Genomic DNA, 16,824 nt, shown 5'->3' with positions numbered 1-16,824 from the left:
TCCGACAGTTTAACAATTCTTTACTCAGGTAACCTGCTGAATCGCTTAGTGCCGGGCCTTTTGTCACTTGCTTGTCATAGGCGATGCCGTAAAATCGTCAGCCTTCTGAAACACGATATTCATTGACCGACAGGGATACAGTTGGGAGTCAGCTGTCCCCTTCCTATTGCCGTTTCCCTGTCGCTCCATAGATAATTTTACTTTATGACCTTAAAACACTGGGCCCTGGTCGGTGGGGCGGTAGCGTGTCTGGCAAGTTTTACCCTCTCGGCAGCCCCCTGGCTTGAGCCGGGAGATTCCCGGGCACGTTTCGCGGTACAGAAGCTGGCAGATCGCGGCCATATGAATCGCAACGTTAGCACCTGGCCGCTGATGTGGAGCACGGTGCACAGCGGTTTAAAAACCAGTGTTAGCTCCGATCAACCGTCAGTAGGCTCAGCGGCCGCCTACCTCCAGTTCGAGAAAGACGAACAGGCTCAGCAAGGTTTTCGGGGCGAGTACAGCCTGTTTGGCGGCAGCGAAATTCCCGGCATTCGGGGGTTTGATCAGAATTCGCTGGCGAAAGCCGGAACGGCGGTCGATCTCCAGTGGCAGGGCGAAGTCTGGGCCCTCGGGCTTAAGCCGGCCTATGCCCATAAAACCGATGACGACAAAGAGCTGCGCCTGGATGGCTCCTATCTGGCCGCCGCTGCCGGCAATTGGGTGTTTGGTGCCGGTGCCATAGACCGCTGGTGGGGGCCGGGTTGGCAGTCCAGCCTGATCCTCTCCAATAACGCCCGCCCAATGCCTGCACTCTGGCTCAATCGCAATAACAGTTACGCGCCGGAAGCGGACTGGCTGAAGTGGGTTGGGCCCTGGCAGTTCACCGCCTTCGCGGGCCAATACGAAAGCGACAGGGCGGTGCCAGATGCCAAGCTGATCGGCATGCGCTTGACGTTTCGCCCAGTAAGCGGGCTGGACATTGGTTTGTCCAGGGCCATCATGCTCGGGGGTGAAGGCCGCCCGGAAAGCGCGTCTACCCTTTGGAATGCGCTCATTGGCCGGGACAACGGCCAGCTGGAGGAAAATGATCCCGGCAATCAGCTTGCCAGCATTGATGCCCGCTACGGTTTTGCAGTGGGCCAGCAATCCATGGGTGTCTATGCCCAGATGATGGGCGAAGATGAAGCTGGCGCCTTCCCGGCTCGTAAATCCTGGCTGCTCGGCGCGGACTGGACCACCCAATTCGTTAATGCCGACCAGCAATGGTTCCTTGAATACACCAATACCCTGGCCGACGACTTCCTCGGTGAGGCGATGCCCAACATCACCTTTGATCACTCCCGCTATCGCTCCGGATACCGCTATTACGGTCGCAGCATGGCGGCCAGCTTTGATGGCGATGCCGAAGCCGTCACCCTCGGGGCGTTCAACTTCTTTGATGACGGTACAAACCTCAGTGCGAAAATAACCTACGCACGGCTGAACAAGGATGGTGGCAACCGTACTGTCATCCCCAACCGAGATGTCTTTTACACAGTGCCGGAAGGCGATCAAAACGTAGCTGTTCTCGACGTTGGCTATGGCACTCACATGCTCAACGGCTGGCTGGACCTGAACCTTCAGGCCACCGACAAGAAAATTGACTACCTTGGCGGCGAGAAAGACCAGTGGTCCCTCAGCGCTGAATGGACTTACCGATTTTGAACTCTGAAAGGTGAAAAAGGGGGCTGACCCCAAATTCAAATCATCAAATCCCGGATCTTCAACACCGTGAATCTGAAAAAACTACTCTTTACAGTCAGTCTCCTGTTGCCACTCGTGGCAAATGCCCAGTCGATCACTCCAGCGCAGATAGAGCAGTTCAAATCCCTGCCCAAAGCCCAGCAGGAAGCGTTGGCCAAGCAATACGGAGTGGATTTAAGCCAGTTGACCGGTTCATCCAGCCAGTCCCGCCCGCAACAACCTTTGCAGGAAGTTGTGGAGCCTCTGGAGGAGAGTGAGCAGGAAGCCCGCCAGGCGGCTGAAGAGCAGGCGAGAAAGGACGAAGAGTTTGCCAAAAAGAATAATGGGCTGGAGCCTTTTGGCTACGAACTGTTTGCCGGCTCTCCCACCACCTTTGCACCTGTAACCGAGATCCCGGTTCCGGCGGAATACACCATGGGCCCCGGCGACGTTCTGAAGGTCCAGCTTTGGGGCAATCAAAACCAGCAACTGGAACTGCCGGTCTCTCGCGACGGTACGATTGACTTCCCGGAGCGCGGGCCGGTTTCGGTTGCCGGCCTGACCTTTCAGCAAACTCGCGATCACATTACCCAGCTGGTTTCCGAACAGTATATCGGGGTGAAAGCCGCAGTTTCGCTGGGAGAGTTGCGCAGTATCCGGGTGTTCGTGCTGGGTGAGGCAAGAACCCCGGGCTCTTATAGCGTAAGCTCGCTTTCGACGATTATTAACGCCCTATACGTTTCCGGCGGTATCAAGCAGACGGGCTCCTTGCGGAATGTTCAGCACAAACGCAACGGCAAACTGATCGGAACCCTGGATCTGTACGATCTGCTTCTGAAGGGTGACACCTCAGGCGACGCTCGCCTTCAGGCCGGCGATGTCATCTTTGTTCCGGCAGTTGGCAGCCGTGCCGGTATTGACGGAGAGGTGTACCGGCCAGCCCTTTACGAAATCGAGAAAGGCACCAGCCTGCAAGAGCTTGTTGACTTGGCGGGCGGGCTGACACCCCAGGCCTATCCCCAGATCACGAAAATTGAGCGTACCAATGAGGATTTCCTGCGCATTATTGCCGAAGCCGATTTAACCCAAAGCTCAGGTAAGCAGGCGCAGGTGAGATCTGGCGACCGGATTTCCGTAGCCTCCATTGCGGACGTCACCGGCCAGTACGTGGAAGTCAAAGGCGCTGCCACCAGAACGGGTAAGTTCGCCTGGGTGCCGGGAATGCGAGTGAGCTCAATTATCCGGAACCTGGATGCCGATCTGCTGGATTTCGGCGATACCAATTACGCAGCCATCGTGAGAACAGATCCAGAAACCAAAAGAATTTCAGTGGTGAACCTGCAGCTTAGAACTGCTGTAACCGTTCCCGGTAGTTCGGCGGACTTGATGCTCCAGGAGAAGGATCAGCTGTTGTTCTTTACAGACACCGGCAAAGTGCCGTTTGAACTGGAGGGCAGTGAAGATGGTTTGCAAGTACAGAAGCAAAAGAGACCGCAAAGGGAAATCCAGGCATCTGAGAACCCGGATGAGCGGGAACGGCTGAAGGCACAGGAAGAACTCAAAAACAATGCAGAACAGTTCACCAGGACCGCATTGTTTGAACCGGTCATCAAACGCCTGAAAGCACAAGCGGGCCCCTATTCACCGCAACAAACCATGCGTATCTCAGGCCCGGTTCGCTATCCCGGCGAATACCCGTTACCGACCACAGGCACCGTAAAGAATGCGATTTTCGTGGCTGGCGGCCTCACCGATTCCGCCTCCATGTATTCCGCGGAACTTGCCCGTCGCTACACCGATGATAATGGCGTAGAGCAAACCCAAATCATTCAGGTAGATCTGGCTGCAGCCATGCTCGGGAAAAGCGATGTACGACTGAAAAGCCGGGACAGGCTTCTGATCAAGTCCGTTCCGTCGTTCGGTACCAACCGTACCATAACGCTGGAAGGCGAAGTACGGTATCCCGGCCAATACACCTTCCGTGAGGGTGAAACCCTCAGTCAAGTACTGGAACGGGCCGGTGGCCTCACCGATAATGCCTTTCCCCGTGGCGCGGTATTCACCCGGGAGAAACTCCGCCAACTGGAAGCGCAGCGCCTCCGTGAAGCCGAGGAGCGACTGCAGGGCGACCTGCTGGGCGTGCAGCTGGAGGGTGACTCTTTTGGGGGGCAGAATGCCCAGCGTGTAGACGAAGTTAAGGGGTTGCTTGAAGACGTTCAGAGTAGCCGGCCCGTGGGAAGGATGGTGATAGATCTGCCGCAAGTGCTGGCAGACACCGGTTACCAACCCATCCGATTACAGGATGGCGATACGCTGAGCGTGCCGACCATTCCCCAAGCCGTCAGCGTATTCGGCGAAGTTCAGTTCCCGACGAGCCATCTCCATTCGGCCGGCCTAACTGTAGACGATTACCTTGAGAGGAGCGGCGGCCCGACTCGACAGGCAGACCAGGACAGGGTGTATGTTGTGAAGGCAGACGGTTCCGTAATGTTGCCGGAGAAGAGTGCCTGGTTTGGAGGCAGGAGCCAGCAGTTGCAGCCGGGAGATACGGTTATCGTACCGATTGATGTAGACCGACTGAACCAGCTGGAGCTGTGGAGCAACGTTAGTCAGATTGTTTACCAGATGGCGCTTGGCGCAGCCGCAGTGGGGAACCTGTAATGACCCGATACGAACGCCTTCCGGATATTTCAGACGATAGCCGCTTTGCAGATGACGAAATAGACCTGCGTCAGCTCTTCGCCACTCTCTGGGCCGGTAAATGGCTTATTATTGCGGTCACCTTCCTGTTCGCTGCTGGCGGCGCTGCATACGCCCTATCTAAGCCCAATATCTACCAATCTAGCGTCTTGCTCGCCCCCGCCAATGAAGAGGGTGGAATGGGCGGTATCTCCGGCCAACTTGGTGGCCTGGCCAGCCTTGCCGGTATCAACATCGGCAGCGGTGGGTCCAACCAGACTGTTATCGCCAAGGAAGTGCTCCGGTCCCGCGCCTTCCTGGCCGACTTTATTGATCGCCACAATCTGGCCGTGCCCCTCATGGCTGTGGATGGTTGGAACATCAAGCAGAGCGACTGGCAATACAACCGGGAGGTGTACAATCCCGAAACCGGGCAATGGTTGCCGAACGAAGATGGGAAAAGCCAGCAACCCACAGACTGGGACCTCGTAAAGGCATTTAAAGAAAACCATCTGAGCGTCAGTGAAAACAAAGAAAACGGCATGGTCACGTTTTCCGTGAAGAGCCTCTCTCCCCCTGCCGCACAGCAGTGGGCGCAATGGCTGGTCGAAGACATCAACGAACACATGCGCCGGCAAGACGTGGCAGAGGCCGAGGCCAGAATCAACTATCTGGAAAGCAAACTGACCGACACCAATATCGCCGGTATGCAACAGGTGTTCTACCAGCTTATCGAGAGCGAAACCCGTACGGTGATGCTGGCCAATGCCCAGCAGGAATACGTGTTCAAAACCATCGACCCGGCGGTGGTGCCGCAGGAGAAGAGTGAACCGAAGCGGGCGATGATTGCCATACTTGCCATCATGCTCGGCGGTATGCTCGGTGTTTTCGTCGTATTTTTTCGGTCCTTCTTGAAAGGCGGCAGGCCTGAACATGGGGCCGAAGTCGGAACCTGAAGTTGGGGTCTGACCCCACGGGTCAGACCCCTTTTTCACAAATCCGAAGTCCAGTTTCCACCGAAAAAAGCAAGCAACCACTATGCAAACAGACAACCTAACCCTCGCAGTGATCGGCCTCGGTTACGTAGGCCTGCCTCTGGCCGTCGAATTCGGCAAAAAGCGCCCCGTCATCGGCTTCGATATCAGCCAAGAGCGTATCGCCGAGCTCCAAAGCGGCCGGGACCACACCCAGGAAGTTAGTAGCGATGAGATGGGGCAGGCAGTTCACCTGAGCTATACCGCCAGCGCCGAGGATCTCAAAGCCGCCAACGTCTACATCGTAACGGTGCCCACTCCGATCGATGAGCACAAGCGCCCGGACCTGACCCCGCTGATCAAAGCCAGCGAAACCATCGGGAAATCACTCAAAAAGGGCGATATCGTAATCTATGAGTCCACGGTTTACCCCGGGGCAACCGAGGAAGACTGCGTACCGGTCCTGGAGCGGGTATCCGGCCTGGTGTTCAACCGTGATTTTTACGCCGGCTATAGCCCGGAGCGGATTAACCCCGGCGACAAGGAACACCGCGTTACCAATATAAAAAAGGTCACCGCCGGCTCCACTCCGGAAATCGCCGATTTGGTAGACGCGCTTTATAACGAGATTATTACCGTAGGCACTCACAAGGCCAGCAGTATCAAAGTGGCCGAGGCTGCCAAAGTTATCGAAAACACCCAGCGGGATCTGAATATCGCCCTTATCAATGAGCTGGCGATGATCTTCAACAAAATGGGCATAGACACCGAAGCCGTCCTGCTGGCCGCGGGTTCCAAATGGAACTTCCTGCCATTCCGCCCCGGGCTGGTGGGTGGCCACTGCATTGGCGTAGATCCGTATTACCTGACCCACAAGGCACAGACCATCGGCTACCACCCGGAAATCATCCTCGCCGGCCGACGCCTGAACGATGGCATGGGCGCCTACGTGGTCTCCCAGCTGGTTAAAGCCATGCTTAAAAAGCGCATTCAGGTGGAAGGCGCCCGGGTGTTGGTGATGGGCCTCGCCTTCAAGGAAAACTGCCCGGACCTGCGCAATACCCGGGTGGTTGATATTGTAAGAGAGCTGGCCGAATACAACATTGAAGTGGACGTTTACGACCCCTGGGTAAGCGCCGCCGAAGCGCAGCATGAATACGGCATCGAACCCATTGAGCAGCCCAAACACGGCCAGTACGACGGTGTGATCCTTGCCGTGGGGCACAATCAGTTTAAAGCACTGGGTGCGGCAGGTATCCGGGCGCTGGCGAAACCGGTCGGAGTGGTTTACGACCTGAAATACATTCTGTCCGCACACGAATCTGACATCAGGCTGTAAACAATGACCCGATACGAAGAATTGCAGAACGAGTTAAACAGCGCCCCCAAAACCTGGTTGGTGACCGGCGTAGCCGGGTTTATTGGCTCCAACCTGCTGGAGCACCTGCTAACACTGAACCAGACCGTGGTCGGGTTGGACAACTTTGCTACCGGCCACCAGCATAATCTGGACGAAGTCAGAGCCCAGGTCAGCCCCGAGCAATGGCAACGTTTTTCTTTTATCGAAGGTGATATTCGCAACCTGAAGGATTGCCAGCAAGCCTGCGAGGGTGTGGACTACGTGCTCCACCAGGCCGCCCTCGGTTCTGTGCCACGCAGCATTAACGACCCGATCACCACCGATGGCACAAACATTGGTGGGTTCTTGAATATGCTTGTGGCCGCCCGCGATGCTGGGGTTGCCAGTTTCACCTACGCCGCAAGCAGCTCCACCTACGGCGACCACCCGGCGCTGCCGAAAGTGGAAGAGAACATCGGTAAGCCTTTATCCCCCTACGCCGTTACCAAATACGTCAATGAGCTGTATGCCGACGTCTTCGCCAAAACCTACGGGTTCAATACCATCGGCCTTCGCTACTTCAATGTGTTTGGCAAGCGCCAGGATCCGAACGGCGCCTATGCTGCCGTTATCCCGAAATGGGCCGCTGGGATGATCCAGGGCGACGATATCTTTATTAACGGTGATGGCGAAACCAGCCGGGATTTCTGTTTTATCGAAAATGCTGTCCAGGCCAACCTGCTCGCTGCAACCGCGGGGCAAAGCGCCAAAAATGAAGTCTACAACGTAGCCGTGGGCGACCGGACCACCCTGAACGACCTGTTCAACGCGCTGCAATCAGCATTGGCAGAAAACGGCAAACCCTATGCCAAACCACCGGCTTACCGGGACTTCCGGGCCGGCGACGTGCGCCACTCTCAAGCCGATGTCAGCAAGGCTGAGAGTAATCTCGGTTACAAGCCGGAATACAAAATTAAAGCAGGCATCGCCAAAGCCATGCCCTGGTATATTGAACACGTATAGAATGGAAGGCAGGCGGGCCGGGGTCAGAACCAAAGTTATGACCCCATCTTCACTAAACCAAGCACCGAACTACCAACAAATAGCCAAACTATGAAACTCCTGATAACCGGCGGCGCCGGCTTCATCGGCTCCGCTGTCATCCGCCACATAATCGCCAACACCCGGGATGAAGTGGTCAACCTCGATAAACTCACCTATGCCGGCAATCTCGAAAGCCTCGCTGAAGTAAGCGGCAGCGAACGCTATAGCTTCGAACATGTCGACATCTGTAATCGCGCTGAACTGGACCGCGTACTGACCCAACACCAACCAGACGCGATCATGCACCTGGCCGCTGAAAGCCACGTAGACCGCTCTATCGATGGCCCGGCGGATTTTATAGAAACTAACATTGTCGGTACCTACACCCTGCTGGAAGCGGTCCGCCAATACTGGCAGGCACTCGAGGCCCAGCGCCGCCAGAACTTCTGCTTTCACCACATCAGTACCGACGAAGTCTACGGCGATCTTGACGGCCCGGAAAACCTTTTCACCGAACAAACTCCGTATGCGCCAAGCAGCCCCTACAGCGCCAGCAAAGCCAGCTCAGACCATCTCGTCCGCGCCTGGCACCGGACGTATGGGCTACCGGTACTGGTTACCAACTGCTCAAACAACTACGGCCCCTACCACTTTCCTGAGAAGCTCATACCGCTGGTTATCCTCAACGCCCTGGAAGGCAAGCCCTTACCTGTCTACGGGAAAGGCGAACAAATCCGCGACTGGCTGTATGTGGAAGACCACGCCGTGGCACTCTACACAGTGGTGACTGACGGCAAAATCGGCGAAACTTACAACATTGGTGGCCACAGCGAAAAACGCAATATTGACGTGGTTCAGGCCATCTGCAGCCTGCTGGAAGAGCTGGTCCCTGAAAAAGTCGCCGGACTGGCAAACTACCGTGATCTGATCACCTTCGTAACCGACCGTCCCGGCCACGACCTGCGCTACGCCATAGACGCCGGCAAAATCCAGAAAGAATTGGGCTGGGCACCAGCCGAAACCTTCGAATCCGGCCTGCGCAAAACCGTGCAGTGGTATCTGGATAACCTGGAATGGTGCAAACGGGTGCAAGACGGCAGCTACCAGCGTGAGCGCCTGGGGGCGGGGCCAGCCGGGGTCAGATGAGAACCTTCAGCTGACCCCACTTTCAAATAAAAGGGATTAAAGCGATTATGAAAGGCATCATCCTAGCGGGCGGCTCGGGTACCCGGCTTTACCCCATTACACTCGGCACCTCCAAGCAACTTTTGCCTGTGTACGACAAACCGATGATCTATTACCCGCTCTCCGTGCTTATGCTGGCGGGCATAAGGGACATCCTGATCATTACCACCCCGGAAGACGAGGCGAGTTTCAAACGGAGTCTGGGCAGCGGCGAGCAGTTTGGTATCAACCTAACCTACGCCCAGCAACCCAGCCCCGATGGTCTGGCGCAGGCGTTTATCATCGGTGAGGACTTCATTGGCGACAGCAGCGTGTGTCTGGTACTGGGCGACAACATCTTTTACGGGCAGGGCTTTACACCCAAACTGCGGGACGCTGTCAAACGCACCGAGGAAGGGCAGGGCGCCACGGTATTTGGTTATCAGGTGAAAGACCCCGAACGATTTGGCGTAGTGGCGTTTGATGGCAACCACAAAGCCCTCTCCATTGAAGAAAAGCCCGTCAAACCCCAATCTCACTTTGCGGTGACCGGCCTGTACTTCTACGATAATCGCGTGATCGACATTGCGAAAGCGGTAACGCCCTCCCACCGGGGCGAACTGGAAATTACCGACGTGAACAAAGCCTACCTGGACGCGGGTGAACTGAACGTGGAGCTATTGGGGCGCGGTTTCGCATGGCTGGACACCGGGACCCACGAAAGCCTGCTGGAAGCAGCCCAGTTTGTTGAAACGATAGAGAAACGACAAGGTTACAAGATCGCTTGCCTGGAGGAGATTGCCTTCAATAATGGCTGGTTGAGCAAGGCCCAACTGCTTGCCCAAGCAAATGAGCTTAAGAAAAACAGTTACGGAACCTACCTGCAGGAGTTGGTTGATGAGCGATAAGCGTACCGGCCTGATCCAATGGATTGACTTCCCCTCACTCGGTGACGACCGTGGCTCATTGGTCGCGCTCGAAGGCAACAAATCGGTACCCTTTGACATAAAGCGTGTGTACTACATTTTTGGCACCCAGCCTGGTGTAGCGCGTGGTTTTCATGCCCATAAGGCTTTGAAGCAAGTTGCGGTATGCGTCATCGGCAAATGCAGAATACTGTTGGATAACGGGACACAAAAAGGTGAAGTTTGGCTGGATTCACCGACCAAAGGCCTGTTAGTAGAAGATATGGTTTGGCGGGAAATGCACGATTTCAGCGACGATTGTGTGTTGCTGGTTCTCGCCAGTGAGCATTATGAAGAGAGTGATTATATCCGGAATTACGACGATTTTATCCATCAGGTGAATCAATGAGTTTCATTCACCCGACGGCTGATGTCGCAAGCTCACGAATCGGAAAGGGAACCCGGATTTGGCAATTCGTTGTTATTCTTGAAGGCGCCTATATAGGAAGAGACTGTAATATCTGCGCGCAGACTCTGATCGAGGGTGGTGTGGTTGTTGGAGACAATGTAACCGTCAAATCTGGCGTGCAGCTTTGGGAAGGAACCCTTATTGAAAACGATGTGTTTGTTGGGCCGAATGCAACGTTCACAAATGATCCGTATCCTCGTTCCAAGGCCTATCCAGATACGTTTTCAGGTATTACGGTTAAAAGAGGGGCGAGTATTGGAGCGAATGCAACCTTGCTGCCAGGGATCTGTATCGGTGAGGAGGCAATGGTTGGTGCGGGTGCGGTGGTAACTAAAGATGTCCCCGCCCGGGCTCTAGTTGTTGGTAATCCCGCCAGAATTGTCAGGTATATTGAAGAATGATTCCTTTTTTAGATTTGAAATCTATCAACAGCCAATATCGTGAAGCATTGGTGGAGGCTGCCACCAGAGTCATCGATTCAGGTTGGTACATACAAGGTGCCGAGCTGAGCGCTTTTGAGCATGAGTTTGCGGACTACTGCGGAACTAACCACTGTGTAGGTGTCGCTAATGGCTTAGATGCGCTTACACTCACCCTTCGCGCTTGGAAAGAGATGGGCAAGATCAAGGAGGGCGATGAAGTTATCGTCCCCTCAAATACCTATATTGCCAGCATTTTAGCGATCACAGAAAACGGTCTTAAACCCTTGCTGGTCGAGCCCGATGAGTCTACTTTTAACCTCTCTACTGAGAGTATTGAGGCAGCTCTTACCGCCAATACAAAGGCTATTCTGATTGTTCACTTATATGGTCAGCTAGCTCCCATGCCCGGAATAATCTCTCTTGCGAACCGTCTGGGCCTTCTTGTATTGGAAGACGCTGCTCAGGCCCACGGTGCCACTCTTGATGGCAGGAAAGCCGGTAGCTGGGGGCATGCTGCTGGGTTCAGTTTTTACCCAGGCAAGAATCTTGGGGCATTAGGAGATGCGGGTGCTGTAACAACCAACGATGAGGAGCTCGCCCAAACCATTCGTGCCTTGGGCAATTATGGCAGCCGCAAGAAATATGAGAATCTTTACCAAGGCGTTAATAGTCGCCTGGACGAAATGCAGGCAGCGTTACTGCGTGTCAAACTTCGCAACCTTGGGGAAGATACATTACGTCGTCGTGAAATTGCGCGGAATTATGCGCAGCACATAGATAATGCGGCAATAAAACATCCCATATCACCTCAAAGTAGTATTTCAGTATTGGAGTCACATGCATTTCACCTCTATGTTGTGCGGACCGAAAAACGGGAAGACCTTCAGGCACATCTGAATAAAGCGGGCATTCAAACTCTGATTCACTATCCTATCCCGCCACATAAGCAACAAGCGTTTACGATGTGGGAGCATCATCACTATCCCATTTCTGAGGCCATTCATCAGAAAGTTCTTAGTTTGCCAATGAGTCCGGTTATGACGGAATCACAGGTTCGTGCAGTGATTGAAGCTGCAAACAGCTTTCAGAAGTAAAGTATACTCATGCTAAGTCTTATCAAGGCCTCCATTCCCGAAATCCTGAAGCGCTTCCTCAGGATATTGAAACGCAAGACGTTCGACAAAGTTAGAAAGCTCCTTCTCATAAAAAGAATGCGAGCTAGGCACAGTCAATTGATTGCAGAACTAACATCCCGAAAAAGAATAAAAGTTGTTTTTCTTGTGATTCACAAGAGTGTCTGGAAAGTAGACGTGGTCTATCAAAAAATGGCGCGGGATCCCTTTTTCGAACCTGAGATTCTGGTTTGTCCTTATATTCAGTTTGGTGAAGAGAGTATGCTCCAGGAGCTGGATCAAACATACGATTATTTCGAACAGAGAGGTTATTCCGTCAAGAGATCTCTCAAAGACGATGGTGACTGGGTTCAACTGGAGGAATTACAGCCAGATCTGGTTGTGTTTACGAATCCTAACGAACTTACCCGCCGAGAATATTATCAGGACGCTTATACGCGGTATTTGAGTTGCTATGTGCCTTACTATTATATGGCAACAAATCATGCGGGTAATCCTGAAGACGAACTCGATAAGCCGATGCTCAATGCCATGTGGCGGATTTATTGGCCACATCAACATATCTTCGAGCAGTTCGCTGCCGTTTCTCAGGTGCGAGGAAAAAACAGCAAGTTAACCGGTTATCCTGCGACAGAAGCTTTGCTAAAAGGTGATCTCGGCGAAAGCGATGAAGTCTGGAAGGTTCAGGGTGAGGAAAAGAAAAAAATCATTTACGCGCCGCACCATACAATATCAAATGACAAGTCGTCGCTGTCTACGTTCCTAAAGCTTGGTTTGACTATTCAGCAAGTTGCTGCGAAATATAAAGATTCCGTGCAATGGTCGTTCAAGCCTCATCCCATTCTTAAGTCAAAACTCTATCTTCATCCGGCTTGGGGCAGAGAGCGGACCGACCAGTACTATGGTTTTTGGTCGTCTCAGGCATACACACAGCTGGACGAGGGCGAGTATGAAGATTTGTTTATTCAGTCCGATGCAATTATTCATGACTGCAGCTCGTTTATCGTTGAGTATGCGGTTACCCGAAAGCCAGCATTGTATCTCGTAAACAGAGTCGGGGGAGAGATGGTATTTCTGAATGATTTTGGGAAGTGTGCTTTTCGGGCCTATCAAACCGCGGATTCGGCGCCCGAGATTAATGAATTTGTCTTGGACGTGATAAGAAACCACCGATCTCGGGCAAAACATGATAATCCCTGCTTTGACGAGTATCTCTCTGAGTTTTATAGCGCAGAAATGCCCTCAGACAGGATTCTTAAAGATATCAAGGTTGCGTTGGGCGCTAACGTTTGCTGATTAAACTTGAGGTTGCTTTGAAATCGTCTTATAGCCGTTGTGTAATTCTGGGCGCTGGTGCGCCCCATCAAGGTGAACAACCCACGTTACTTGAGCCTGTGAATGGCGTTTCCGTTTTCAACTGGCTACTCAACGCTGTTGCCCTACCGGAGGCACAGATTGATCTGGTCTTGGGTTATCACTCGGAGGATATTGCCCAGCGGTACCCGGGCATTCGGAATGTGGTGAATCCACACTGGGAAACCACAGGAAGTGCAGCATCGCTTCTTGAGGTCGATCTTGAGGGTGTCGACGATTTACTGGTCTGTTATGGCGATATTCTTTTTCGAGGTCATGTAGCCGATGAACTTCGAAAAATGGATGCCCCTGTCGTCGTTGCCTGGGACAGTTATTGGCGGCAACGTTATGTGGATCGTGATTCCGAGGATATGGCTGTCAGTGAGAAAGTTCTAGGCGGAAACCCTGATGTGCGAAGGCTTGGAAGTGATATCCCAATGGACTGGGCTAGCGGAGAATTTATCGGTTTGGTTTGGTTTAATGGGAAAGCTCTGGATCACCTTCGCCGATTGAAGACAGAAGCCCCCGATAGCCTGCGACGTTTGCACCTTTCAGGTCTCGTTGAATGGCTGCGGAACGAGGGTTTGTATGTGGCTGGATGTGATGTGGCTGGTGATTGGGCTGAAGTGAACCAAGCAAGAGATATTGCCCATTTCGTGCTGGGAACCAAAGCAGACACTCTTGCCCGTCTACGTGGCATGATTTCCTCTGCCGTGATTCTTGATCAGGTATCTTTTAGCATCGCTGATTGGAAAAGAGCCCCAAAAGAGATATTGAGGTCTGCTCAAGATAAATTTGAGAGCAACTCTTCTATAGTAGTTCGTTCAAGTGCTCGAAGTGAGGATGGATTTAGTAACTCCAACGCAGGTGCCTACACTAGTTTATTGAACGTTGATGTTCAGTTGGGATTAGAGGATGCAATATCGACTGTGATTGCGTCCTACGAAAATGCCTGTCCCGAGGATCAGGTACTAATTCAGCCAATGTTAGAAAGTGTGTTGATGAGCGGAGTGGCGTTCACCCGAACGCTGGAGCGTGGGGCTCCCTGGTATGTGATCAATTACGAAGAAAGCGGCGGAACTGAAGGAATTACCGGAGGGCAGAGCAACGACAATCGTACCCTTTATGTCCGTAGAGACGCGTCAATGGATGTTGTTGCCGACCAGAGATTGGTGCCACTGGTAAAAGCGTTAAAGGAAATAGAGCGCTTGCTGGCATACGACGCCCTGGATGTAGAATTCGCTGTTGATAAAAATGGACATGTATACATACTTCAAGTGCGACCGATTGCTGTAGAGCAGACCAGTGGCGTAGAACTGGCGGGACTCATCAGTGAAAATATGCATCAAGCTGAGCAGCGCTGGCGTGGTATGGAGCGACCCTTACCCCATTTAGTTGGAGACGGTGTGATCTACGGGGTGATGCCAGACTGGAACCCTGCTGAGATTATAGGTACCCACCCCACTCGTCTTGCAGAAAGCCTGTATCGTTATCTCATTCTTGATGAGGTTTGGGCGACTCAGCGTGCAGAGTTCGGTTACCGGGATGTGCGGCCGCACCCTCTCTTGATAAGCTTTGCCGGCAAACCGTACATCGACGTCAGAGCCAGCTTTAACTCTTTTGTCCCCGCCAGCATTCCGGATGCACTCGCAGATCGGTTGGTGACCTTTTATCTGAGTTGGTTGCGTAGACACCCTCATTTGCATGACAAAGTAGAGTTTGATGTTGTGCCGACGTGCCTGGGCCTGGATTTCACCGGCTGGAGGAATCGTCTGTTGAATGAGGCAGGGCTCAAGGAGTCCGAAGTCGACCGTTTGGAATCCGGTTTGCGCGAGATCACCGCCAATGCCATAGAACGAACCCGCGCAGATATTGAAGGCCTTGTTCGTTTGGAGTCACGGTTCACAGCTACGAACAATAGACCAGCCACGTGTGATATTACGTTGATCAGCAAAGCAAAGGTCTTGCTTGATGATTGTCGATTGTTAGGTACATTACCGTTCGCACATCTTGCCCGCAGTGCATTTGTTGCTGTTACTTTGCTCAAAGAGGCAGTCATAACCGGTGTAATAAGTGAGGCGGCCAAGGATGAGTTTATGATGACTGTCCGAACGGTTTCTCACGAGTTGAATGAGGATGCAAAAGCGACGGCAAAAGGCTCGATGCAATGGGAAGATTTCGTAAGCAAGTTCGGTCACTTGCGCCCGGGGACCTATGATCTGGTCTCACCAGCCTACCGGGACGATCCAGAAAAATATCTACGCCCCATTTTGTCCAGCAGTGGCGAGAGCGAATTAACGCCTAGGGGTGTTGAGCATTGGACAACAGAAAAAGAAGCATTTTTTAATGCTGTCCGCGCCCAGGGACTCGATTATTCAGATCAGGACATCGAATCTTTTCTCACCGATGCGATAGAAGGTCGGGAAAAAGCCAAGTTCATATTTACGCGAAATTTGTCCGCTGCTCTCGACCTTTTGGCGGAGTGGGGCGAACAATGGGCATTGACACGGGAAGAGCTTGCTAACTTAACGTTGTCCGAATTGCTGAATTCGCTTGATATGGGTAGCAACCGTGATGAACATCTGATGACTTTGCGACAGCTCGCTATCCGAGGTGCTACGCGAAGAGAAGTATCGTTGGCCTGCGAGCTCCCCCCGCTCATTTGTGGACGCCGGGATTTCTATTCGTTTCTATTGCAGGAAGGGCAACCGAACTATATAGGGTCCGAACGGGTATTAGCAGACTGTATCAACTTGATGGACATGGACTCTGACCGGGAACAGCATAAGGTCCAGGGGAAAATTGTATTAATCCCTCAGGCCGATCCAGGCTATGACTGGCTATTTGGGCAGGAAATCGCTGGTCTTGTCACGATGTATGGTGGCGCAAACTCGCACATGGCCATACGAGCCGCGGAGTTTGGACTCCCTGCGGCGATTGGAATTGGTGAGCAACTCTATCGTCAGTTAGCGAGGGCGAATGTCTTGGAGCTGGATCCCACCAACCGACAGCTTAAGATTCTGCATTGATGAGACGAATTGGCATTAGCGCACGACTGGATACAATTTCCGGGCGCGACGAACAGCGAGATGCTCTGGACGCGCGCTGGGCCCCTTTGCTTTGGGATCTTGGGTATGTGCCTTTATCGCTAAGCAGTGGCGTGTCTGACGTCACTGCATATCTGGAAGCTTTGAACCTCAATGGCTTTATTCTCAGCGGGGGGAATGATATTGGCAGTGCCCACGCTCGGGATCGTCTGGAAAAAGGTGTGCTGGACTACAGCTTGGAAAGGGGACTGCCGGTTCTCGGTGTTTGCCGTGGTATGCAGTTTATTAATGTTTACTGCGGTGGAAGCCTGGTGGAAGTCTCAGGACATGTCGCCACTCGACACAACCTGGTGGGTCGGTGGGCGAAAGAGCATGGTTTTGGGAACGTAAACAGTTATCACAGTCAGGCCATTTTGGAGGAAACGCTTTCAGGAGACCTGGTCTCGTTAGCAGAATCGGAGGATGGCATTGTCGAAGCCCTGCTGCATAAAGCACTTCCTTGGCTTGGCATTATGTGGCATCCCGAACGTGAAAAAGTGCCATCTGAAAGTGATCTGGCGCTATTGAAGAACCATTTTCTTGGCGAGTAAG

Annotated in this window: 13 protein-coding genes; all 13 read left to right on the top strand. The window is 53.0% G+C overall.

Features of this window, described 5'->3' with window-relative positions; genetic code table 11:
- Positions 1–204: 204 nt before the first annotated feature.
- The 13 genes from ACN0XM_RS07185 (at position 205) to ACN0XM_RS07125 (ending at position 16,823) form a co-directional block, all read left to right on the top strand.
- The gene (locus tag ACN0XM_RS07185; RefSeq protein WP_417566248.1) at positions 205–1,686 is read left to right on the top strand and encodes a capsule assembly Wzi family protein; all 1,482 of its coding nucleotides are present in this window, start codon (positions 205–207) and stop codon (positions 1,684–1,686) included.
- A gap of 66 nt (positions 1,687–1,752) precedes the next feature.
- Positions 1,753–4,365, top strand: a complete 2,613-nt coding sequence (locus tag ACN0XM_RS07180; protein WP_417566247.1) for an SLBB domain-containing protein — start codon at positions 1,753–1,755, stop codon at positions 4,363–4,365.
- Positions 4,365–5,339, top strand: coding sequence for a Wzz/FepE/Etk N-terminal domain-containing protein (locus ACN0XM_RS07175; protein WP_417566246.1), 975 nt, complete (start codon positions 4,365–4,367; stop codon positions 5,337–5,339). The genes ACN0XM_RS07180 and ACN0XM_RS07175 overlap by 1 nt, the downstream gene beginning before the upstream one ends.
- Before the next feature lie 82 nt (positions 5,340–5,421).
- On the top strand, positions 5,422–6,696 hold the full coding sequence (gene tviB, locus ACN0XM_RS07170; protein WP_417566245.1) for a Vi polysaccharide biosynthesis UDP-N-acetylglucosamine C-6 dehydrogenase TviB: 1,275 nt from the start codon (positions 5,422–5,424) through the stop codon (positions 6,694–6,696).
- A 3-nt stretch (positions 6,697–6,699) separates the two neighbouring features.
- On the top strand, positions 6,700–7,719 hold the full coding sequence (locus ACN0XM_RS07165) for an NAD-dependent epimerase/dehydratase family protein (RefSeq protein ID WP_417566244.1): 1,020 nt from the start codon (positions 6,700–6,702) through the stop codon (positions 7,717–7,719).
- A gap of 90 nt (positions 7,720–7,809) precedes the next feature.
- The gene (gene rfbB, locus ACN0XM_RS07160) at positions 7,810–8,886 is read left to right on the top strand and encodes a dTDP-glucose 4,6-dehydratase (RefSeq protein ID WP_417566243.1); all 1,077 of its coding nucleotides are present in this window, start codon (positions 7,810–7,812) and stop codon (positions 8,884–8,886) included.
- 47 nt (positions 8,887–8,933) lie between these two features.
- Positions 8,934–9,812 carry a glucose-1-phosphate thymidylyltransferase RfbA gene (gene rfbA / locus ACN0XM_RS07155; protein WP_417566242.1) on the top strand — a complete coding sequence of 293 codons (879 nt, stop codon included), beginning with the start codon at positions 8,934–8,936 and terminating at the stop codon, positions 9,810–9,812.
- Positions 9,802–10,218 (top strand): sugar 3,4-ketoisomerase, encoded by a 417-nt coding sequence (locus ACN0XM_RS07150; protein ID WP_417566241.1) that lies wholly within the window; start codon positions 9,802–9,804, stop codon positions 10,216–10,218. The genes rfbA and ACN0XM_RS07150 overlap by 11 nt, the downstream gene beginning before the upstream one ends.
- On the top strand, positions 10,215–10,679 hold the full coding sequence (locus ACN0XM_RS07145) for an acyltransferase (protein WP_417566240.1): 465 nt from the start codon (positions 10,215–10,217) through the stop codon (positions 10,677–10,679). Before ACN0XM_RS07150 ends, ACN0XM_RS07145 begins: the two co-directional genes overlap by 4 nt.
- Positions 10,676–11,794: a DegT/DnrJ/EryC1/StrS family aminotransferase gene (locus ACN0XM_RS07140; RefSeq protein ID WP_417566239.1), complete on the top strand. Its 1,119-nt coding sequence runs from the start codon at positions 10,676–10,678 to the stop codon at positions 11,792–11,794. The genes ACN0XM_RS07145 and ACN0XM_RS07140 overlap by 4 nt, the downstream gene beginning before the upstream one ends.
- Positions 11,795–11,803: 9 nt before the next feature.
- Entirely contained in the window at positions 11,804–13,129 is a 1,326-nt protein-coding gene (locus tag ACN0XM_RS07135; protein WP_417566238.1) for a CDP-glycerol glycerophosphotransferase family protein, read from the top strand.
- Entirely contained in the window at positions 13,123–16,215 is a 3,093-nt protein-coding gene (locus ACN0XM_RS07130) for a PEP/pyruvate-binding domain-containing protein (protein ID WP_417566237.1), read from the top strand. The genes ACN0XM_RS07135 and ACN0XM_RS07130 overlap by 7 nt, the downstream gene beginning before the upstream one ends.
- The gene (locus tag ACN0XM_RS07125; RefSeq protein ID WP_417566236.1) at positions 16,215–16,823 is read left to right on the top strand and encodes a gamma-glutamyl-gamma-aminobutyrate hydrolase family protein; all 609 of its coding nucleotides are present in this window, start codon (positions 16,215–16,217) and stop codon (positions 16,821–16,823) included. The genes ACN0XM_RS07130 and ACN0XM_RS07125 overlap by 1 nt, the downstream gene beginning before the upstream one ends.
- The last annotated feature ends 1 nt before the right edge of the window (position 16,824 follow it).

The organism is Marinobacter sp. (assembly GCF_048269445.1).
Classification (GTDB): domain Bacteria; phylum Pseudomonadota; class Gammaproteobacteria; order Pseudomonadales; family Oleiphilaceae; genus Marinobacter.
Note: the sequence above shows the minus strand (reverse complement) of the source record. Positions and strands in the feature narration are given on the sequence as shown.